2 protein-coding genes are annotated in these 24,318 nt (G+C 65.2%); both read right to left on the minus strand.

Going from position 1 to position 24,318, the window contains the following annotated elements:
• On the minus strand, positions 1 to 11,186 hold an 11,186-nt coding region (locus tag GIV26_RS02475), incomplete at its 3' end, for a non-ribosomal peptide synthetase (RefSeq protein ID WP_236279433.1).
• Complete coding sequence (locus GIV26_RS02480; protein WP_236279434.1) at positions 11,183 to 24,094, minus strand: non-ribosomal peptide synthetase; 12,912 nt, start codon at positions 24,092 to 24,094, stop codon at positions 11,183 to 11,185. The genes GIV26_RS02480 and GIV26_RS02475, both read right to left, overlap by 4 nt.
• Positions 24,095 to 24,318 lie beyond the last annotated feature (224 nt).

Below are 24,318 nucleotides of genomic sequence, written 5' to 3' on the forward strand. Positions count from 1 at the left end.
ATCATCACCCCCTGCTCACGCTGGTTCCCCGCCGAATCCAACGCCGGGTCCTGCGCCAACACCAGGCGCACCACCCCGTCATACCGCCCTTGCGGCTGATACACCGTGCGCAACGCCGCCGCGTAAGTGCGCGCCGGCCCATCCATCGCCTCCAGCGCCGCACGCGCCGGCAACAACCCCACGCTCACCATCCCCCCATGCAACGCTTGTCGCTGCGCCACTTCATCGCGCCCGGCAAAGTCCACAGGATCAATCCCCAGCGACTTCCCAGCCGCCAACTGCATCGCCTCGATCAACCGCAACAACGCCGCCGTCGAGGTATATGCCTTGCCCGCACGCCCCGGCGACTCGCTGTCGATCACCGTCAACGACCCCACCTCACGCCCCATTGCCTGCAAGCGCAGCGCCATTTCCAGTGCCACCCAGCCGCCGAACGAATGCCCGACCAGATGCACCGGCCCTTCGGGGCATTCCTGTTCCAGCGCCGCCAGGTAACACTGGGCCGCCGCTTCCACCTGGCTATGGGGCACCGCCTCGCCATCCAGCCCCCGCGGCTGCAAGCCATACAGCGGCCAGTCGCGCCCCAGCGCTTCGCTCAAACCCACAAAGCCGGTGACGCTGTCTCCCGCGCCTGGCACGCAGAACACCGGCGCATAACCGGCGCGCCCGCTCTGGATACGCAGCAAGGGTGAGTGCGCCGCGCAACTCACCGGAGTACTCGCCGCCAGCGCTCGGCTCATGGCCTGGCCAAGGCTCTGGATATGCGGCGCCTGCATCATGCTCTGGTGATCCCCCGGCACCTGCACCTGGCGCAGTTGCCCAGGCGCCAGGGCGATGTCCCAACCCAGCGCGGCACTGCGCCGCGACAGTTCCGTAGGCCGCTGCTCGGCGCTGAACAAGTGAACCGGGATCGGCAGCGGGAACAGGCTGTAGTGGGCCAGGGCATGCCCATGCCCGACTTCCCGTTGCAAAAAGCTCAGCAGGTCGGCGTCCGTCGCCGCTGCCATTTGCGCGTATAGCAAACCTTGATCGCGACAGCGTTGCAGCAGAGCTGCAAAGTCCAGCTGTCCAAGGCCTGCCTCCAGTTGTTCCAGGTTCGCCAGCTCATCCACACCTCCCTGTGCCTTCCAATAGGCCGTGCACTGCAACAACAAATGCCGCTTGAGGGCATCCGGCCCGCTCCAGCGTGACTTGCCCTGGTCGGTCATGCGCGGCACGTAGCTGTCGATCAAGCCCAGAAACGCCACGGCCTCATCCTGCCCCAGCAACTGCATGGCAACTTCATAGGCCAGCACACCCCCAAAGGACCACCCCGCCAACCGGTAAGGACCGTGGGGCTGGATCTGGCGAATCAGCCCGACCATGCGCGCGGCCAGGCCTTCCATGCTGTCCAGATGCGCCTCGCCGAGCGCAAGGCCCGGCAGGCCATAAATCGGGTAATCGCCAGGCAGGTGCTGGCCCAGCGCCGGGAAGTACACGTCCATGCCACTGAACTCATGCACCAGGAATAACGGTGCCTGCGCCCCGCGGCTACGCACTGTGATCACCGCCGTCTCAGGTAGCACGTCGTCACCGCGCAGGCGCAGCAGCGCCGCGACCGAGGCCACGCTGGCATGCTCGAACAGCTCGGCCAGCGACACCGGCAACCCGGCCTCGTCCAGCCGATTGACCAGGCGAATTGCCAACAGGGAATGCCCGCCCAGTTCGAAGAAACTGTCATGGCGCCCCACCTGCTCAAGCTTCAACACCTCGGCCCACAGCTGGGCCAAGGTCTGCTCCAGTGCATCGACCGGTGCTTCAAATGTGCCGCTGGCCGAAGCTTCCCACGTCGGTACCGGCAAGGCTTTGCGATCGACCTTGCCATTGGCCGTCAACGGCAGTTGCTCAAGGATCACAAAGGCCGACGGCACCATGTAGGCCGGCAAGTGCGCCTGCAGATAAGCACGCACCGGCTCGATTCCGACCGGCTCGCCCGCCCAGGTGAAATAGGCCACCAGGCGTTTGTCCCCCGGCACGTCTTCGCGGGCCAGCACCACCCCCTCGCGGATTCCGGAGAATGTCGCCAAGCGTGCTTCGATCTCACCCAGCTCAATGCGAAAGCCACGGATCTTGACTTGATCGTCATTGCGCCCGATGCACTCCAGCAGGCCGTCTGCGGTCCAGCGTCCGAGGTCGCCGGTGCGGTACAGCAAGGCGCCTGGGTTGAACGGGTTTTGCACGAACTTTTCCGCCGTCAACTCAGGGCGGTTCAGGTAGCCCTGGGCGACACCGTCGCCGCCGATGCAGATTTCGCCGGTCGCCCCCAGGGGCAGCAGGTGCAACTGCGCATCCAGCACGTAGACCTGCGTGTTGGAAATGGGTCGCCCTACCGGCACGCTGTCGGCTTGAGTGGCAATGGCGCGCACTTCAAAAGTGGTGGCGTAGGTGGTGGTCTCGGTCGGCCCGTAGCAATGCACCAGGCGCAGCCCCGGAGCCAGCCCCAGCAGGTTGCGGAACGCCGCCGGGTCGGCACGCTCGCCGCCGCACAGCAAAATACGCAAGCCGGCCAGGGCCTGGGGAATCAGTTGCACATACTGGTTGAACAGCGCCGTAGTGACGAACAGCACCGTCACGCCGTTGAGTGCCGCGCCGAACGCCAGCGGGTCGAGCAAGGTGGCGTGGTCGATCACCTGCACCTGACCGCCGTTGAGCAACGGCCCCCAGACGTCCATGGTGCTGGCATCGAAGGCCGGGTTCGAAGCGAAGGCCACTCGGTCATTGGGACTGAAATCGGCGTAGCCGTTGTTGAGCACCAGGCGCGTGATGCCACGGTGAGGCACCAATACGCCTTTGGGCATGCCGGTGGAGCCGGAGGTGTACATGATGTACGCCACGCTCTGCGAGGACTGCAGCAGGCCCGGGTTGTGGTCGGGGTGTGAGTCAAGGGCCAGGGTGTCCAGGTCCAGGCGCTGCGCCGCGCTCTCCACGCTGCAGTCGCTACCGGTCAACAGCCAGGCCGCGCCGCTGTCTTGCAGCATGAAGCCCTGGCGTTCGGCCGGCGCGCTGATGTCCAACGGTACATAGGCGGCGGCGCATTTGAGAATCGCCAGTTGGCTGACCAGCAACGCCACCGAGCGTGGCAGCAGGATCGCCACGTTATCGCCGGGGCGCACACCCAGGCCGAGCAGGTGATGGGCCAGGCGGTTGGCGCGGCGGTTGAGTTCGCCATAGCTTATCCGTTGTTCGCCGTGCAGCACCGCCACCGCGTCGGGGCGCGCCTGCGCCTGGGCTTCGAACACCTGCTGCACGCTGTGTTCACGTGGGAACGCACGAGCCGTAGCGTTGAAGCCCTCAAGCAGTTGCTGGCGTTCAGCCAGGGGCAGGATCGGCAAACTACTGAGGACGATGTCGCTGCGCTCTTCCAGTGCCTGCACCACCTGCACCAAGGCGTTATGCAGGTAGTCGCCCAAGCGTCGGGCCCCCTGCCCCATGGCCGTGAGGCTGAAACCTTCACCCAGGTCATCCACGCTCATCGACACGCCGTAGTGGGTGTGTTCCTCGGTCTTGAGCACCTCGATCCCCTGCCACGCCTCGGCCACGCCCCCGGCCTGGAGCGCACTGTGGCGGTAGTTGAACAGCACGCTGAACAACGGCGTGGCCATGGGTACGCCGCTGCAACGCTGGGCCAGCGCCAAGGGCGCGTGTTCATGGCTGAGCAGTTGGGTCAGGCGCCCATGGGTGGCACGCAGCGCGGTCAGTACCGAGTGTTCACCCAGGTCGACTCGCAGCGGCAAGGTATTGATAAACACACCCATGGCGCGCTCGGCACCTTCGCCGCCTTGCAGGCGACCGAGCATCACCGTGCCGAACACCACCTGTTCACGGGCGCAGACCGTGCCCAGCACATGGGCCCAGGCCAGGTGCATGAGGCTGGCGGCGCTGACTCCCGCTTGACGCGCCTGGTGGCGCAGGCGCCGACTCAACCCCAGGTCGAGACTCACCTTCACGCGCTCATCGGCACCCAGGTGCGGTACGTCGGTGGGTTCGTCGACCTCAGCGAGCATCTCGCGGAAAAACGGCTCGTGGTCCTCAGCGCCCAGACGAGTCTGGGCCACGTAGTTGCGGTACGGCACGGGCGCGGCCAAGGTGTCTTGCGTGCCCAACAGGAAGGCCTGCATTTCGTGTTGCAGGATGTCCAACGCGATGTGGTCCATCACCAGATGGTGGAACAGCAACGTCGCCACCACCCGCTGCGACTCCTCGGCATACACCAGGCGCATCAAAGGTGCCTGGGCGAGGTCCAGGCGTGGCGGCACCGAGCCGTTTTCAATACGTAATGAGGCGGTGCGCCATACCACCTGCACCGGCTCCTCCAGCCCGTCCCAGTGGAAGGATGAACGCAGGATGTCATGGCGCTGGATCACCGCCTGCAAGGCATGGGCAAAGGCGTCCAGGCGCAGGCGGCTGTCGAAGGCAAACTGCGCCTGCAGCACATAGGCATCGTCACCTTGCACGGCGCGATGCTGATACAGGATGCCGGCCTGCAAGGGTGCCAGCGGGTAAATATCCTGCACATTCGCCACACCGCCGGGGATGCTGGCAACGATGCGCTCGATGGCAGCGGGGTCCAGGGTGATCAGCGCAAGCATGTCCGGCGTAATCCGGGTGCAATCGGCCGCAATGCGATTGGCCGGCACCGTCACTTCACGCCCACCGCCCAAGGCCGCAGCCAGGGCGGACAAGGTCGGTTGGCCGAACAGCACTTTCACATCCGCCGACAAGCCCAGGCGGCGCATGCGCCCGATCAGGCTGACTGCCAGCAATGAGTGGCCACCCAATTCAAAGAAATTGTCATGCCGACCCACGCGCTCCACGCTGAGCAATTCGGCCCACAGTGCGGCCAGGGTGATTTCCGTATCACCCACGGGCGCTTCATAGTCGCGCACGCTCAACGCGTCCAGGCCCGCCGTCGGCAGTGCCTTGCGGTCGAGCTTGCCGTTGGGGCTCAGCGGCAGCGCCTGAAGGTGCATAAAGCTCGTCGGCAGCATGAATTCCGGCAGGTGTTGCAGCAGGTGGGTGCGCAGGCTTTCCACGTCGCTCGGCACGCCGGTGTAATAGGCGATCAGGCGCTGCTCGCGGGCAATCACGGCAGCTTCCTGCACCGCTGGATGCTCGGTCAGGCGCGCCTGGATTTCCCCCAGTTCGATGCGCAAGCCACGAATCTTCACCTGGTCATCATTGCGCCCCAGGTACTCGAGAGTGCCGTCGGGCAAGTAGCGACCCACGTCACCGGTACGGTACATGCGCCCCGGGGTAAACGGGTCGTCGAGGAAGCGTTCGGCTGTCAGCTCAGGACGGTTGAGGTAACCCCGCGCCACCTGCACGCCGGCGATGAACAATTCACCGACCACCCCCAACGGCACCGGCTGCAACTGCTCGTCCAGTACATACAGGCGCGTATTGGCAATCGGCTTGCCGATGGGGGTGTTATCCGGCACCACGGCGCCTGCGCAGTCCCACGCGGTGACATCCACCGCCGCTTCGGTGGGGCCATACAGGTTGTACAAGCCAACCCCCGGCAATTGCTGTTTGAAGCGCCGTACCAGGCTGCCCGGCAGGGCTTCGCCACTGCACATCACCTGCACCAGCCCGGCGGCCTGGCTGACATCGCCGTGGGCCAGGAACACGTCGAGCATCGACGGCACAAAATGCAGCGTCGTGACCCCCTCGGCCTCGATCACCTGGCACAGGTAGTCAGGGTCTTTATGCCCGCCAGCGCGCGCCATGACCAGGCGTGCGCCGGTGAACAGCGGCCAGAAGAACTCCCACACCGACACGTCGAAGCTGAACGGGGTTTTCTGCAAGACCGTATCGCTGGCGGTCAACGCGTATTCGTCTTGCATCCACAGCAGGCGGTTGACCACCCCAGGGTGTTCGTTGATCACACCCTTGGGCTGACCGGTGGAGCCGGAGGTGTAGATCACGTAGGCCGCCACGCTGGCCGCCTGCGGGTTATGGGTGGGTTGGTGCTGCCAGGTGGGCGAATCCAGGTTTACCACCGGCACCTCGCCCAGCAACCCAAGGGTGCTGGACTGGCCCAGCACTACCGTCGGCGCGCTGTCGTGGAGCATGTAGGCGATGCGTTCCAACGGGTAGGCCGGGTCCAGCGGCACATAGGCGGCGCCGGCCTTGAGGATCGCGTACAGGCCGATGACCATGTCCAGGCCACGCTCCACGCAGATCGCCACCCGCGCCTGGGGTTGCACACCCAGGGCTTGCAGGTGATGGGCCAACTGGTTGGCGCGCGCGTTCAGTTCGGCATAGCTCAGTTGCTGCGCGCCCGCCTTCAGGGCAATGGCCTGGGGTGTACGCAGTACCTGGGCTTCAAACAGGCCGTGCAGGGTCTGGTCGAGGTTGTACTCAACGGCGGTGGCGTTGAAATCCACCAGCAGTTGCCGACGCTCGCGCGCATCCACCAGCGGCACCTGCGCCAGCACCGCCTGGTCGTTATCGACCATGGCCTGCAACACGCGGGTGAAATAACCGACGTAACGCTGCATCGTCGATTCGTCAAACAGGGCCACGGCATATTCCAGCGCACCGAGGATGCTGCCCTGCACTTCCCCCAGGTTCAACGACAGGTCGAACTTGGCGAAATGGCTGTTCTCGACAATGCTCTCCAGGGCCAGGTCGCCCAGGGCCAGGGTCGGCGCGCTGCTGTCCTGCCAGCTCAGCAGGGTCTGAAACAGCGGGCTGTGGGCCAGACTGCGCGGCGGCCGGGTGATTTCCACCACCTGCTCGAAGGGCAAGTCCTGATGGGCCTGGGCTTGCAGCGTCAGCGCCTTGACCCGCGCCATCAACGCCTCGGTGCTCAGCTCGCCCGAGGTGTCGATACGCAGCGCCAGGGTGTTGACGAACAGGCCAATCAGCCCTTCGACTTCGGTGCGCATGCGGTTGGCCACCGGCGTGCCGATCACCAACTCGGGCTGCCCGGACAAGCGCGCCAACAGCGAAGCCCAAGCGCTCATCAAGGTCATGTACAAGGTGGTGCCATGGCGTTGGCTCAAGGCCTTGAGCCCGGCGGTGAGGCGTTCATCCAGGCGCACTTCGACGCTGCTGCCAGCGTAGTCCTGCTGCGCCGGGCGCGGGCGGTCGGTGGGCAAGGTCAGCAACACCGGCGCACCGGCCAACGCCTGTTGCCAGTAGCTGCTTTGGCGCTGCAGCACCTCGCCGCTCAGCCACAGGCGTTGCCACACGGCAAAGTCGGCGTACTGGATCGGCAAGGGCGGCAGCGGGTCGGCGTGGCCGTGGCTGAAAGCCTGGTACAGCGCCATCAGCTCGCGGGTCAGCACACCCATGGACCAGCCGTCAGAGACGATATGGTGCAGGGTCAGCAACAGCACATGGTGATCATCGGCCATCATCACCAGGCGCCCGCGCAGCAACGGGCCGCGCTCAAGGTCGAACGGTGCCGAAGCTTCGCCGTGGATCAGCGCGTCCAGGGCCTGTTGCGGCTGCGGATGGCGACGCAGGTCCTGCACTTGCAGCGCCAACACCTCTTCGGCCGGCACGACCAGCACCTGGGCCTGGTCACCCTGCTGGGCGAAGCGGCTGCGCAGGGTTTCATGCCGCGCCACAATGCGCGCCAGGGCCCGTTGCAACGCTTGCACATGCAACTGCCCGCGCAACCGCAAACCGATGGGAATGTTGTAGGCGGTGTTGGCCCCTTCCATCAAGGCCAGGAACCACAGGCGTTGCTGGGCGAAGGACAGCGGCACGTCCTCATCACGGTTGGCCAGCAAGATATCCGGCAAGGTGCTGCGACCGGCCTGGGCCAGTACCTCGGCGACCGCCGCCAGTTCGGCGTTGGCAAACAGGTCGCCCAGCGCCAACTCGACGCCCAGCCGCTGGCGCACCTGGGACACCATGCGCATGGCCAGTAGCGAATGCCCACCCAGCTCAAAGAAATGGTCATAGCGCCCCACGCGCTGCACCTGCAACACCTCGGCCCAGATCTGCGCCAGCACGGTTTCGATTTCGCCCAGGGGCGCGGCGTACTCGCGGGTAAAGACGGCGGCCATGTCCGGGGCCGGCAGGGCCTTGCGGTCAAGCTTGCCATTGGCCGTCAGTGGCAGTGCGTCGAGTTTCATGAACGCGACGGGCACCATGTAGTCCGGCAGATGCGCCACCAGGTGGGCGCGAATCTGGGCCACCGTCAGCGGGTCCAGTTGTGGGTTTTCGGTGAAGTAGGCCACCAGCCGTTCTTCACGCACCACCGCCACCGCTTCCAGAATCCCGGGCAACTGGTTGAGCTGGGTTTCGATTTCGCCCAGTTCGATGCGCACGCCACGGATTTTCACCTGGTCATCGTTGCGCCCCAGGTAATCGAGTGTGCCGTCCGGCAGCCAGCGCACCAGGTCGCCGGTGCGGTACATGCGTCCTTCGTTGAACGGGTCGCGCACAAAGCGCTCGGCAGTCAGTTCCGGGCGGTTGAGGTAACCGCGTGCCACGCCCTTGCCGCCCACGTACAACTCCCCCGCCACCCCCAGCGGCACCGGACGCTGGTGTGGGTCGAGCACGTAGACCTTGGCATTGGCCATGGGCTTGCCGATATGCAACGGCTGGCCCGCCTCGACCTTGCCGGAAGTGGCCACCACCGTGGCTTCGGTGGGCCCGTAGTTGTTGACCAGCTCAAAGCGCTGCGCCCGCCCGAACTGGCGCAGGCGGTCGCCACCGACCAGCAAGGTGCGCAAGGTCGGGTGCTCGATGTTCTGACTGAAGGCGTATTCCGCCACCGGCGTCGGCAGAAAGCTCACGTCCAGTGGCTGCGCGCACCACCAGGCCAGCAGTGCGTCGATATCTTCGCCGCCCTCATGGGCCGGTGGCAGGTGCAAGGTGGCGCCCACACACAGCGCCGGCCACACTTCCCAGGCCATCGCGTCAAAGCCGAAACCGGCAACACTGGCGGTATGCCGCCCGGCGCGCAGGTCGAAGGCGCTGCAATGCCAGTCCACCAGGTTGGCGACGCTGTGGTGTTCCACCATCACCCCCTTGGGCAAGCCAGTGGAGCCGGAGGTGTAGATCACATAGGCGAGATTCGTCGGGCCGACGGCGATTGTGGGATTGCTCGCCGAATGGTGCTGCCAGGTGAAGCGGTCCAGGTTGATCACCGGCACTTCCAGCACCGGCAGGCGCGTCAGCAACGCATGCTGGGTGAGTACCGCCACCGGCGCGCTGTCGCTGAGCAAATAGTGGAGGCGCTCGGCCGGGTGGGACGGGTCCACCGGCACATAACCGGCGCCGGCCTTGAGAATCGCCAGCAACCCGGCCAGGGTGTCGAGGCCGCGCCGCGCGACAATGGCCACGCGGTCGTCGGGCTTGACCCCCAGCGCCAGCAGATGATGCGCCAGCAGGTTGGCTTGCTGGTTCAATTCGGCGTAAGTCAGTTGCCGGCCCTGATGCACAGCGGCAATGGCGTGCGGCGTGAGCGCGGCCTGGGCTTCGACGCGGCCATGCAGGGTGGTGCCTTGGGGGAAAACGGTCTGGGTGGTGTTGAACTGTTCCAGCAGCAAGCGCTGTTCGGCGGCGGGCACCACCGAGAGTTGATCAAGCGCGGTATGGGGGGCCTGCTCCAGTGCGCTCACCAGGTTTTCCAGCGCGGTGTGCAGGTAGGCGCAGACGCGCTGAGGGTCAACCAGGGTGCTGGCCAGCAAACTCAGGCCGAAGCCCTCACCCAGGTCGTCCACGCTCAGGGTCAGCGGGTAGTTGGTGCGCTCCTCGGCGCGCAGTGCGGTGATACCGTGCCAGGCCGACACCGCCTCGGCGCTGGCGGCGGGCGCGCTGTGGCGATAGTTGAGCAGCGCGCTGAACAGCGGCGTCGGCGCGAGCACGCCACTGCAACGCTGGGCCAGGGCCAACGCCGCGTGCTCATGGCGCAGCAAGGTGGTCAGGCGTGCGTGGGTGGCCTTGACTGCGGTGCGTACGTCCTGGGCGTCTACGTCCACGCGAAACGGCAAGGTATTGATGAAAATGCCCAAGGCGCGGTCGGTGTCATGGCTGCCCTGCATGCGCCCCATCAATACGGTGCCGAACACCACCTGGGCTTTGCCGGCCAACACCCCCAGCACCTGGGCCCAACCCAGGTGAAACAGGCTGGCGGCGCTCGCGCCCAGTTGGCGCGCCTGCCCGCGCAAGCGCTGGGCCAGTGCCGGCGCCAATGGCAGGCTGACTTCAGCGATACCCCGCGCATCACCTTGCACGTCCTGCAAACCGAACGGCAAGGTGGGCTCGCTGATATCACCGAGCATCTGCCGGAAGAAACGTTCGTGCTCCTGCTCGCTTATCCCCAACCGCGCCTGCGCCACATAGTTGCGAAACGGTACGGCCTGGCCCAGGGCCGCGCCTTGGCCCAACAGGCACGCCTGCATTTCGTGGCACACCACGTCCAGGGCGCTGTGGTCGAGCGCCATGTGATGGAACAACAGGGTGGCGACGATGCGCTGGTTGGCCGGGTCTTCAGCGCGCACCAGGCGCAACAACGGCGCCTGGGTGACGTCGAGGCGATAGTGGCGGGCATCAAACAGGTCATGCAGTTGCGCGGCGATATCGCCATCGGCCGGGTCCAGCATCAAGGCTTGCACCGGCAGGCGTGCCTGGCGCCACACCACTTGCGAGGGTTGCGTCAGGCCATCCCAGACCACCCCGGTACGCAGGATGTCGTGACGGTCCATCACCCGTTGCAGCGCCTGGGCAAACGCATCGAAACGCGCAAGGTTGTCAAAGGCGAACTGCGACTGCATCACATAGGGGTCACCCTGCTCGGCACTGACATGGTGGAACAGGATGCCTTCCTGCAACGGCGCCAACGGGTAGATGTCCTGAATATTCGCCACGCCGCCCTGCACCGTGGCGACAATACGCTCGATCTCGTCCTGGCTCAGGGTCGACAGGGTCAGCATGTCGGGGGTGATGCGCTCGGCATTGGCCGGGATGCCATTGGCCGGCACCTGCACCTCACCGGCCTTGGTCGCGGTGTATTCACCGGCCTTGATCAGCTCGATCAGCGCCGGCTTGTGTTCACGCAAGGCGGCCAAGATCGACGGGTCGCTCAAGGCTTGCTTGTTGCCGTTCACCGACAACTGCTCGCCCTTGAGCGCCAGTTGCACATCCTTGGTTTTCAGGGTTGCCAGCAGCTCGAGGATGTTCACAGGACGATCTCCATTCGTTCGGTCATTGCGGCGTAGCCGGCCAGGGTCGGTTGTTCGAACAAGCCCCGCACATCGGCTTCCATGCCTTCCTGGCGCAGGCGCCCGATCAAGCTCACGGCCAGCAGCGAGTGCCCGCCCAGTTCAAAGAAGTTGTCGTGGCGCCCTACCCGTTCCACCTTGAGCAGCTCGGCCCAGAGCTGGGCCAGGAGGATCTCGGTGTCGCCTTCGGGCGCCGCGTACTCACGTACCTGCAAGGCGTCCATACCGGGTGCAGGCAGGGCCTTGCGGTCGAGCTTGCCGTTGGGGCTCAGGGGCAAGGCGTCCAGGTGCATGAACAGCGCCGGCACCATAAAGTCAGGCAGGTGCTGCAACAGTTGGGCGCGCAGGCTTTCGATATCGGTGGGCGCGCCGGTGTAATACGCGACCAGGCGCTGGTCACGGGCGACGACCACGGCGTCCTTGACCGCCGGATGCTCGATCAGGCGCGCCTGGATTTCCCCCAGTTCGATGCGCAGGCCACGGATCTTCACCTGATCGTCGTTGCGCCCCAGGTACTCGAGCGTGCCGTCGGGCAAGTAGCGGCCCAGGTCACCGGTGCGGTACATGCGCCCGGGGGTGAACGGGTCGTCGAGGAAGCGCTCGGCGGTCAGCTCAGGACGGTTCAGGTAACCCCGCGCCACTTGCACGCCGGCGATGAACAGCTCACCGACCACGCCCAGCGGCACCGGCTGTAACTGCCCATCGAGTACATACAGGCGGGTGTTGGCAATCGGCTTGCCGATCGGGGTGTTGTCCGGCACCTCGGGCCGTGCGCAGTTCCAGGCCGTCACGTCCACTGCCGCCTCAGTGGGGCCATACAGGTTGTACAAACCAATCCCCGGCAACTGCTGCTTGAAACGCCGCACCAGGCTGCCCGGCAAGGCCTCGCCGCTGCACATCACCCGCACCAACCCCGCCGCCTGGCTGACATCGCCGTGGGCCAGGAATACATCGAGCATCGACGGCACAAAGTGCAAGGTGGTGATGTGCTCCGCCGCGATCACCTCGCACAGGTACGCCGGGTCCTTGTGCCCTTCAGGGCGCGCCATTACCAGACGCGCGCCGGTGAACAGCGGCCAGAAGAACTCCCACACCGACACGTCGAAGCTGAACGGGGTTTTCTGCAACACCGCATCGTGGGCCTTGAGGCTATAGGCGTCCTGCATCCACAACAGGCGGTTGACCACCCCGGCATGTTCGTTGATCACGCCCTTGGGTTGGCCGGTGGAACCGGAGGTGTAGATCACATAGGCCGCGTGTTGGGCAATGAGGTTTGGTACTTGCGGGTTGGTGGCGGGTTGGTGTTGCCAGGTGCTGTGGTCGAGGTCGACTACCGCCACGTCCCCCAGCAGGGTGCGGGTGGCGCTTTGGGCCAGCACCACCACCGGCGCGCTGTCGTGCAGCATGTAGGCGATGCGCTCTGGCGGGTACGCCGGGTCCAGCGGCACATAGGCACCGCCGGCCTTGAGGATGGCGAACAGGCCGACGACCATGTCCAGGCCGCGCTCGACGCAGATGCCCACCCGTGCATCCGGGCGCACACCGCTGTCACGCAGGTGATGGGCCAGGCGGTTGGCGCGTTCATTGAGTTGCTGGTAGCTCAAGGTGTGCTCGCCGGCCTTCACCGCCACGGCCTGCGGGGTACGTACAACCTGGGCTTCAAACAGCCCGTGCAGGGTCTGGTCGAGGTTGTAGTTCACCTCGGTGGCGTTGAACTGCACCAGCAGTTGTTGCCGCTCTTGCAGCCCCAGCACCGGCAGGCGGTTCAGCGCCTGGTGCGGGGCCTGCTCAAGAGCCTCGACCAGGCCGCTCAACGCGTTATGCATATACCCGCACACCCGTTGCGCATCCACCTGGGCCAGGGCGGTGAACGCGTAGCCGTCGCCCAGGTCGTCCACGTTCAAGGTCAGCGGGTAATTGGTGCGCCCGTCATTGACCAAGGTCTGCATGCCTTCCCATGCCAACTGCGCATCCGCCGAACGGGTGGCGGCGCCGCGATGGCGATAGTTGAGCATCGAGCTGAACAAGGGCGCCGGGGCCGCTACGCCACTGCAACGCTGGGCCAAGGCCAGGGAGGCGTGTTCATGGCCAAGCAATTGGGTCAGCCGCGAATGGGTGGCCCGCACGGCGGCGCGGGCGCCCTGGTCGTCGATATCCAGGCGCAACGGCAAGGTGTTGATAAACACGCCCAGAGCGCGGTCGGCGCCCTCGCCGCCTTGCAGACGACCCACCAGCACCGTACCAAACACTACCGAATGGCGCGCCGATACCGCGGCCAGCACCTGCGCCCAGGCCAGATGGAACAGGCTGGCAGCACTGACCCCCAGCAGCCGTGCCTGGCTGCGCAGGCGGCGGTTGAGCTGGCTGTCCAGTTGCAGGGTATGTTCGTCGATGGCATTGCCGTCGCCGCGCACGTCCTGCCAGCCGAACGGCAACGTCGGTTCGTCAACATCGCCCAACATCTGGCGGAAGAACTGTTCATGCTCCTGTTCGCTGACACCCAAACGGGCCTGGGCCACATAGTTGCGATACGGCATTGGCGCGGCGGTGGGGGCTGCGTGGCCCAACAAGTGGCCCTGCATTTCGCGCAACACCACGTCGAAGGCGGTGTGGTCCAACACGATATGGTGATAGAGCAACACCGCCACCACGCGCTGGTTGGCCGGGTCCTGGGCGTACATCAGGCGGATCAGCGGCGCCTGGCTGATCTCCAGGCGATACCGCCGCGCATCAAACCGCTCGTGCAGGCCGGCGAGTACGTCACCTTCCAGTTGCAGTTCCTGCACGCACAACTGCGCCTGGCGCCACACCACTTGCAGCGGTTGCGCCAGGCCCTCCCACACCACCCCGGTGCGCAGGATGTCGTGGCGGTCGATCACCTGTTGCAGTGCGCGCATAAAGGCCTGCAGGCGCTCGACACCGTCAAACGCCAGGTGTGATTGCAGCAGGTAAGGATCGCCCTGCGCCGCCGTGAGGTAGTGATAGAAAATCCCTTCCTGCAACGGCGCCAGCGGGTAGATGTCCTGCACGTTGGCAGCGCCGCCAGGCACCTGGGCCACCACCTGGTCGATCGCCGACTGGTCGAGGTCCACCAGGGCCAGCATGTCCGGGGTGATGCGCTGACAACCGGCACTGATGCAATTGGCCGGCACCTGCACTTCGCGGCCACTGCCGACAGCGGCGGCCAGCGCGGCCAGGGTTGGCTGGCTGAATAGCACGCGCACATCAGCGCTGAGGCCGGCTTGGCGCATGCGCTCGATGAGGCTGACGGCCAGCAATGAATGGCCGCCCAGTTCGAAGAAGTGGTCATGGCGACCCACTTGCTCCACCTGCAACACCTCGGCCCACAGCCGCGCCAGGGTGGTTTCGACGTCACCCTGGGGGGCTTGGTATTCACGGCTGAGCAAGGCGCACTGGTCTGGCTCTGGCAATGCCTTGCGGTCCAGTTTGCCGTTGGCGGTCAGGGGCAACTGATCAAGCCGCATGTAGGCGACCGGCACCAGCGCCTCGGGAAGTTGGGCCTGCAGGTGCGCACGCAAGGTCTCGATCTGCAGCGGGCGCTGTTCGGTGAACCAGGCCAACAGGCGGCCTTCGCGCACCAGCACCACGGCCTCGCGGATGCCGTCCAGTGCCGTCAGGCGGCTTTCGATTTCACCCAGTTCAACCCGCACACCGCGCAGTTTTACCTGGTCGTCGTTACGGCCCAGGTACTCAAGGTTGCCATCGGGCAGCCAACGCACCAGGTCACCGGTGCGGTACATCTGCCCTGGGTTGAACGGGTCTTGCAGGAAGCGCTCGGCCGTCAGCTCGGGACGGTTCAGGTAACCCCGCGCCACGCCGCTGCCGCCCACATAGAGTTCACCGGCCACGCCCACCGGTACCGGGCGCAGGTGCGCATCCAGCACGTAGCTGGTGGCATTAGCGACAGGCCGGCCGATATGCAACACCTGCCCGGCCCGCACGCGGCCGGAGGTGGCAACCACCGTGGCTTCGGTGGGGCCGTAGTTGTTGACCACCGCAAAGCGCCGCTCCTGGGTGAACTGACGCAGGCGGTCACCGCCGATCAGCAGGATGCGCAAGGTGGGGTGCTGCTGGGGCAGGCTGAACGCGTACTCGGCCACCGGGGTGGGCAGGAAACTCACGTCCAACGGCTGTGCCAGCCACCAGGCCAGCAGTTCATCGATGTTTTCGTTGCCGATGTCGGCGGGTGGCAGGTGCAGGGTCGCGCCGACGCACAGGGCCGGCCAGACTTCCCAGGCCATGGCATCAAACCCCATGCCGGCCACGCTGCTGGTGTGGCTGACCGCTGTCAGACCAAAGGCCTCACAGTGCCAATGCACCAGGTTTTCCACGGTGCGGTGTTCCACCATCACGCCCTTGGGCTGGCCGGTGGAACCGGAGGTGTAGATCACATACGCCAGGTGCGCGGGCGTCAGGGCGGGCAGTTGCGGATTGCTGACGGCGTGGCGCTGCCAACCGGGGTCCTGCAGATCGACCACGGCGACGGGCCCCAGCAGCTCCCGCGTGCTGGTCTCGGCCAGCACCGCCACGGGCGCGCTGTCTTGCAACAAGTAGGCGATACGCTCGGCGGGGTACGCCGGGTCGATCGGCACATAGCCCGCGCCAGCCTTGAGAATGCCCAACAGCCCCACCAGCATCTGCGGGCCGCGACGGCAACACAGTGCCACGCGGTCATCGGCTTGCACGCCGAGTTCCAGCAAGTGATGAGCCAACTGGTTGGCCCGTTGATTGAGCTGCTGATACGTCAGCGCCTCGCTGCCTTGCTGCACGGCAATGCGATGGGGTTGGCGCTCGGCCTGTACCTCAAACGCACCGTGCACCGTCTGGCCATGGGGGAAGTCGTGGGCAGTGGCGTTGAACTCGCGCAGCACCGTGTCGCGCTCTGCGGCGGGCAGAATCGGTAACTGGCGCAGCGCGCGGTGGGGCGCCGTCTCAAGGGTGGCAACCAGTTGCTCCACGGCGCTGAGCATGTAGTCGCACAGGCGCTGCGCGCCGATTTGCGGCACGGCCAGCACGCTCAGGCCAAAGCCTGCGCCCAGGTCATCCACGCTCAGGGTCAGCGGATAGTTGCTGCGTTCTTCACCGCCCAGCAGTTGCACGCCTTCCCAGATGCCGTGGCCGTCGCGGGCCATTTCGCCTGGGTTGCTGTGGCGGTAATTGAGCAAGGCGCTGAACAGCGGCGTGCTGGTCGGCACACCGCTGCAACGCTGGGCCAGGGCCAGTGACGCATGCTCATGCCCGAGCAAGGCGCTCAAGCGTGCATGGGTGGCTTTGACCGCCTGCGCTGCGCCGGCTGCAATATCGACCCGCAGCGGCAAGGTGTTGATAAACATCCCCAGCGCACGGTCTGCGCCCTCGCCGGCTTGCATACGGCCCATCAGCACCGTGCCGAACACCACCTCGTCGCGGCCCGAGACTAGGCCCAACACCTGGGCCCAGGCCAGGTGCATCAGGCTGGCGGCGCTGACGCCCAGTTGGCGCGCCTGCTGGCGTACACGCTGGGCCAGGCCCGCTTCCAGGTGCACCTCGGCTTCTTCGATTGCACGACCATCGCCCTGCACATCCTGCAGGCCAAACGGCAAGGTGGGCTCGTCGACCTCGGCGAGCATGTCGCGGAAAAACTGCTCATGCTGCGCCACACTGACGCCCAGTCGCGCCTGGGCCACATAGTTGCGAAACGGCGCGGCGACGGGCAAATCCTGGGCCTGGTTGAACATAAAGGCACGCATTTCCTGGCCGACCACTTCCATGGCGGTGTGGTCCAGCGCCAGGTGATGGAACAGCAGGATCGCCGCGACCCGGTTGTGCGCCGGGTCCTGGGCATAGACCATGCGCAGCAAGGGCGCCTGGGTAATGTCGAGGCGGTAGTGACGCGCATCGAAACGCTCATGCAGTTGCGCCATCACGTCGCCATGTGCCGGGTCGAGCATCACCTCGTGCACCCCCAACTGGGCGGTGCGCCACACCACTTGCACCGGGCTTTCGAGCCCTTCCCACACCACAGCGGTACGCAGAATGTCGTGGCGCGCCACCACCTGTTGCAGCACGCCCATAAAGCCGTGCAGGCGCTCGGCAGTGTCAAAGGCCATGCGCGATTGCAGCAGGTACGGGTCGCCCTGCTCGGCGCTGATGTGGTGGTAGAGAATGCCTTCCTGTAGCGGCGCCAGCGGGTAGATATCCTGGATATTCGCTGCACCACCCGGCACGCTGGCGACAATCCGCGCGATGGCCTGCGGGGTGAGTTGCACCAGGCTCAGCATCGACGGTGTGATCTGTATGCAGCCGGTGGGGATGCCATTGGCGGGCACCACGATTTCTCTGCCGCTGCCCACGGCTGCCGCCAGCGCGGCCAGGCTTGGCTGGCTGAACAACACGCGCACATCGGCGCTCAGGCCCACCTGGCGCATGCGTTCGATCAGGCTGACCGCCAGCAACGAATGCCCGCCCAATTCGAAGAAGTGATCATGGCGCCCCACGCGTTCAAGCTTGAGCACGTCCTGCCAGATCTGCGCCAGCAGGCTTTCCACCTCGCCTTGTGGGGCTTCGTAGCCACGGCTGATCAAGGCGGCCTGGTCGGGTACCGGCAATGCCTTGCGGTCGAGCTTGCCGTTGGCGGTGAGCGGCAACTGCGCCAGCCACACATAAGCCGAAGGCACCATGTAATCGGGCAACCGGCCTTGCACATGAGCTCGCAGGGTTGCGATATCCAACGTTGCGTCGGCGGTGTAATAGGCCACTAACCGTTTGTGGCCAGGCTCGTCTTCGCGAACCAATACCACAACGTCCCTGATCCCGGCACAGGCACACAGGCACGCTTCGATTTCACCGGGTTCGATACGAAAGCCACGAATCTTCACCTGCAGGTCATTGCGCCCCAGATACATCAAATTGCCGTCGGCTCGCCAGCAGGCCAGATCACCGCTGCGGTAGAGTTGGCCATCGCCGAATGGGTTCGGGACGAATTTTTCCGCGCTCAGCTGAGGCAGATTCAAGTAGCCTTTCGCAACGCCCGCACCGCCGATATAGAGCTCGCCGGTCACACCCACGGGCAGCGGTTGCTGGCGCGCGTCCAGTACATAGGCCTGAGCGTTGGCAATCGGTCGACCAATCGGAATAGCGCCCTCGCCAAGGGTAGTGACCTCAAACGTGGTGGAGAACGTGGTGGCTTCGGTCGGGCCATACCCATTCAGCAGATGCTGGGGTTTGCCGAGCTTGAGTACCCGGCCAATCACCTGAGGGTCAAGCACGTCGCCGCCGACGATCAGGTAGCGCAATTGGCGGAACACCGGCATCAACGCATCGGCGTACTGATGAAATAGCCCGGCGGTCATCCATAACACGTTGACCGTCTGTTCCCGCAACAGCTCGGCGAACGCGGCTTGGGATAACAACCGCACCTGCTCGACCACCACCACACAACCGCCATTGAGCAACGGTGCCCACACTTCGAGGGTGCTGGCGTCAAATGCCGGGTTAGAAGCAAAGGCCACCCGGTCGTGGGCATTGAATTCGGCAAAACCGTTGTTCAGCACCAGCCGCGAGATGGCGAGGTGGGGCACTTGCACGCCCTTGGGTGTCCCGGTGGAGCCGGAGGTGTAGAGGATGTAGGCAACGCTCTGCGCGGATTGGGCCAAGTCTGGGTTAGCGGGCGACTGCGCGTCCAGATCCAACTGCGCCAGGTCGTCCAGCACATGGCGTGCGCCGCTGTCTTTGACGATGAAGGCCTGGCGTTCGACAGGCGCGTTGACGTCCAGCGGCACATACACCGCAGCGCACTTGAGGATCGCCAGTTGGCAGACCAGCAGATCCAGGCAACGCGGCAAGGCAATCGCCACGCTTTCGCCGGGCTGCACACCCTGGCTGATCAGATGATGGGCCAAGCGGTTGGCACGGCGATTGAGGTCACGGTAGCTCAGTGACAGCTCGCCCTGCACCGCCGCCGACGCTTCAGGGCGAGCCAGCGCCTGAGCTTCAAACAGTTGCGAGACAGTAAGTTGCGAGGGGTATTGCCGGGCGGTGGCGTTGAAACCTACCAGCACTTGATGACGCTCGGAAGGCGGCAGGATCGACACCGCCTGCAGCGGCGTGGTCGGCGCATGCTGCAGCGCGCTCACCACATGGCGCAACGCGGTGAGCATGTACTCACCCACGCGTTGCACATCCAGGTGCGCGACGCCTTGCACCGTCAGCGCAAAGCCACTCCCCAGGTCATCAACGTTGAGCACCAGCGGATAGTTGCTACGTTCTTCGGAGCTGAGAATCTCGATACCGGAAGCGGCAAAGGGGTTGTCCCCCGGCGCTTCATCGGCTGCGCTGTGCCGGTAGTTGAGCAAGGTGCTGAACAGCGGCAGCGAGCCCGGCACGCCACTGCAACGCTGGGCCAGGGACAACGAGGCATGTTCGTGCCCGAGCAGTTGCGCCAGGCGCGCATGGGTGGCGCGCACGCCGGCCTGCACGCCGACGCTGCCAACGCTGACCCGCAGCGGCAAGGTATTGATAAACATCCCCAGCGCCCGGTCCGCGCCCTCGCCGCCCTGCATACGGCCCAGCAACACGGTGCCGAATACCACCTCCTGCTGGCCAGACACCTGGCCCAGCACCTGGGCCCAGGCCAGGTGTACCAGGCTCGCGGTGCTCACGCCCAGTTGCCGCGCCTGTTCGCGCAAGCCCAGGTTGAGCGCAGGCTCCAGCGGCAGGCGCGCTTCATGGATGCCGCTGCCGTCACCATTCACGTCCTGCAAGCCGAAGGCCAGGGTCGGCTCGTCGATGTCGCCCAGCATCTGGCTGAAGAAGGCTTCATGCTGGGCCTGGGTGACACCGAGGCGGGCCTGGGCCACGTAGTTGCGATACTGCACCGCGTCAGGCAGTTGCGCGCTGTGGCCATGCAGGCTGGCACTCATCTCTTTGACCAGCACGTGCAGGGCCGTGTGGTCGAGGAGGATATGGTGCAGCAGCAAAATGCCGACCAAGCCGTGGCTGTCCTGCGCATACGCCAGGCGCATCAGCGAGGCGCGTGACAGGTCCAGGCGATAGTGGCGTGGGTCGAAACGCTGTTGCAGATGCTCCAGTGCATCACTGCCTAGCGCATCCAGGCGTTCGATCACCAAGGGTGCCTGGCGTAACACCACTTGCACCGGCTCTTCCAGGCCCTCCCAGAGGATGGCGGTGCGCAGGATATCGTTGCGCTCGATCACCGTGTGCAGCGCGTTGACAAACCCGTCGACGGCGCCCTGGTCGTGAAACCGCAACTGCACCTGCAACACGTAGGGGTCGCCCTCGGTGGTCGCCAGGTGGTGGTAGAGAATGCCGGCCTGCAACGGCGCCAGGCCATAAATGTCCTGCACGTTGGCAACGCCACCGGGTACGGCCTCAAGGATATGGTCGATAGCGGCCTGATCCAGCTCGACCAGGGGCAGCATGCCCGGGGTGATGGCCGGCGTGTCTGCTTGAATAAGGTTGGCCGGCACCTGCACGGTCTGCTGGCCGCCCACCGCCGCAGCGAGCGCCGCCAAGGTCGGTTGGCCGAACAGCACGCGCACATCGGCGCTGAGGTCGACCTGACGCATGCGCTCGATCAGTTTGACCGCCAGCAGCGAATGGCCGCCGAGTTCGAAGAAATTGTCCTCACGACCGACACGGTCGACGTTGAGCAGGTCTTGCCAGAGCATGGCGAGGGTGGTTTCCACCGCCCCCTGGGGCGCCGCATACTCGCGCCGGGCCACGGCGTCGGCATCGGGTGCGGGCAAGGCCTTGCGGTCGAGTTTGCCGTTGGTGGTCAACGGCAGCGTATCCAGGCGCACGAAGGCGCTGGGCACCATGTGTTCGGCCAGGCTCAGCAGTAGATGGTCACGCAGGGCGGCCACGTTGAGTTCGCCATCGCTGATCACATAGGCCACCAGGCGTTTGTCGCCCGGCTGATCTTCACGGGCGATCACCACCGCATCGCGCACGCCGCTGGCAGTGGCCAGGTGCGCCTGGATTTCACCCAGTTCGATACGGAAACCACGGATCTTGACCTGGTCATCGTTACGCCCCAGGTACTCAACACTGCCGTCGGCCAGCAGGCGGCCGAGGTCGCCGGTCTTGTACATGCGCAAGCCGGTGGCCGGGTCGGCAAGGAAGCGTTCGGCATTCAGCGCCTGGCGGTTGAGGTAACCACGCGCCACCCCGGCACCGCCCACGTACAACTCGCCCACCACACCCAGGGGCAAGGGCTCATGGCGCTCATCCAGCACGTACAACTGCAAATCGGGAATACGCACGCCAATCGGGCTCACGCCGACCAAGTGCGCGTCGGCCGCTTCCAGCGCACGGTAGGTCACATGCACGGTGGTTTCAGTGATGCCGTACATGTTCACCAGTTGCGTACCGGCATTCACTGCCCGTGCGTACCACGGCTTGAGCATGCCCGGTTCCAGGGCTTCGCCGCCGAAAATCACTTGGCGCAAGGAATGGGACTGGGCACTGTTGCCCTGGGCCGCGATCAACTGGCGGAACGCGCTCGGCGTCTGGTTGAGGATGCTCACCTGGGCGTCGCACAACAGCGCGTAGCACTCATCCGGCGAGCGGCTGACCAGTTGCGGCACGATCAGCAACTGGCCGCCGTGCATCAGCGCGCCCCAGATTTCCCACACGGAAAAGTCGAACGCGAAGGAATGGAACAGCGCCCACACATCGTGCGGGTTGAACCCGAACCAGTGGTGGGTGGCGCTGAACAGGCGTGCGACCTGGCGATGCTCGATCATCACGCCCTTGGGCTGGCCAGTGGAGCCGGAGGTGTAGATGACGTAGGCCAGGTTGGCCGGGCTCAGGTGCAGCCCAGGGTTGGTGATGGGCAACGGGCCCAGGTGGTCCAGGTCGATCCGGGCCAGTGCGCCGGCCCGCTGCGCCGTGTTTGCCTGCACCAGCACCACCACCGGCTGGCTGTCGGCCAGGGTGTAGGCGATGCGTTCCTGGGGATAGGCCGGGTCGATGGGCACATAGCCCGCACCGGCCTTGAGAATGCCAAGCAGGCCGATGATCATCTGCGGGCCACGCTCCACGCAAATCGCCACGCGCGCGTCGGGGCACACGCCGTGGGCCAGGAGCGCGTGGGCGACCTGGTTGGCGCGTTCGTTGAGTTGGCGGTAGGTCAGGACGTGGTGCTCGAAGCGCAACGCAATGGCATCGGGCCGGGCAGCGGCGTGGGTTTCGACTTGCTGGTGGATCAGTTGGGTGTCGGCGTAATGCGTGGAGCAATGATTCAAAGTGTGCAGCAAATGGTGGCGTTCAGCGTCAGTCAGGATGTTCAGGCCGCAGAGCGGCATATCCGGTCGTTGTTCAAGGGCTTCGGCCAGGCTTTCCAAGGCCGTATGCAGATAACCCGCAACCCGCTGCGCGCCAATGGACGCATCAACCATCACGGTCAGGGCGAAGTCTTCACCCAGGTCATCGACGTTCAGCGTCAGCGGGTAATTGGTGCGCTCCTCGGCGCCCAACACCTGGATGCCGTCGGCGACTTCGATCACCGCCGCCATGTCGGTGGCCGCGCTGTGACGGTAGTTGAGTATCGCGCTGAACAGCGGCGTAGGCGCCGCCACGCCGCTGCACCGTTGTGCCAGCGCGAGGGACGCATGTTCGTGATCGAGCAAGCGCGTGAGGCGTTCATGGGTGATCTTGACCGCAGCGCGCACGCCCTGCTCACCCACATCCACCCGCAGTGGCAAGGTGTTGATGAACATGCCCAAGGCCCGCTCACCGCCCTCACCTGCGCCCATGCGCCCGAGCATCACAGTGCCAAATACCACCGCCTCCCGACCGGAGACTGCACCCAGCACTCGCGCCAAAGCCAGGTGCATCAGGCTCGCCACACTCACCCCCAGCGGGCGCGCCATGCTGCGCAGGCGGCGGCTCAGAGCGCTGTCGACGGGAATGCGCACTTCGTCGATCCCCTGGCCGCCGCCCTGCACATCTTGCAGGCCGAACGGCAGCGTCGGTTCATCGATATCCGCCAGCATGTCGCGGAAGAACGCCTCATGGACCTGCTCGCTGACGCCATGGCGCACCTGGGCGATATAGCTGCGAAACGCTATCGGTGCAGGGGCCTGGGCTTGCTGCCCGGCCAGGTACAGCTGGATTTCATGCCGAACGCCATCCAGGGCCGTGTGATCAAGGATGGTGTGGTGGAACAGCAGCATCGCCACCACCCGCTGGTTGGCCGGGTCGTCAGCGAATACCAGGCGCAGCAGCGGCGCCTGGCCCAGGTCCATGCGATAAGCGCGGGCATCATAGCGAGCGAGCAATTGAGCGAGGCGGTCAGCACCGTCCAGAGGCACCTCTTCGCAGGCCAGCACAGCCTTGCGCCACACCACTTGCAGCGGCTCGTCCAGGCGCTCCCAGACCATCGAGGTACGCAGGATGTCGTGACGGTCGATGACCCATTGCAACGCCTCGGCAAAGGCCTCAAGGCGTGCGCGGCTGTCGAACACGAACTGCGCGTGCAGCACGTAAGGGTCACCCTTCTGCGCCGAAAGATGGTGATAAAGCATGCCTTCCTGGAGCGGCGCCAGGGGGTAGATATCCTGCACATTCGCCGCGCCGCCTGGGACCGCCGCGACGATGCGGTCGATGGCCGGCTGGTCGAGGTTGACCAGGGCCAGCATGTCCGGTGTGATGCGGTAGGCCGGACTCAGCCAGTCACCGCCATGTTCGGCGACCAACTGCAACAGTTGGGGTTTGTGCGCGATCAATTGATCCCAGAGCGCGTCGTCCAACGCTTCGTCATCGCCCAGGACGATCAGGTCGCCCCCTTCGGTCTGCAGACGGATCGCATGGGTGGAGATCGCTGCCAGTAAGTCGCTGAACTGCATGGGTAACCTGCCTGATAATTCACGGTTGACGAGAATGTCCGTATTCAGTTTTGCCGCTTGGATCGGCAGTGCCGGGCGCCCAGGAAAAAATAGCGGGCGCAGCCGAGGGCCTGGAGTGGCTTCCGGCAGGCTTGGAAAATTAAGGTATCTGTGGGCTGGGTGGTGACATGGGAAGCGGGGACAAGTGCCCGGCTGAAGGGTTCCACCGGACTCTGGCGGTTACC

This window comes from Pseudomonas sp. PA-1-3F (genome assembly GCF_021609665.1).
Classification (GTDB): domain Bacteria; phylum Pseudomonadota; class Gammaproteobacteria; order Pseudomonadales; family Pseudomonadaceae; genus Aquipseudomonas; species Aquipseudomonas paracarnis.

Excerpts from the sequence above, each read along its gene's own strand:
- GIV26_RS02480 (WP_236279434.1), bottom strand. The coding sequence starts at position 24,094 with ATGCAGTTCAGCGACTTACTGGCAGCGATCTCCACCCATGCGATCCGT.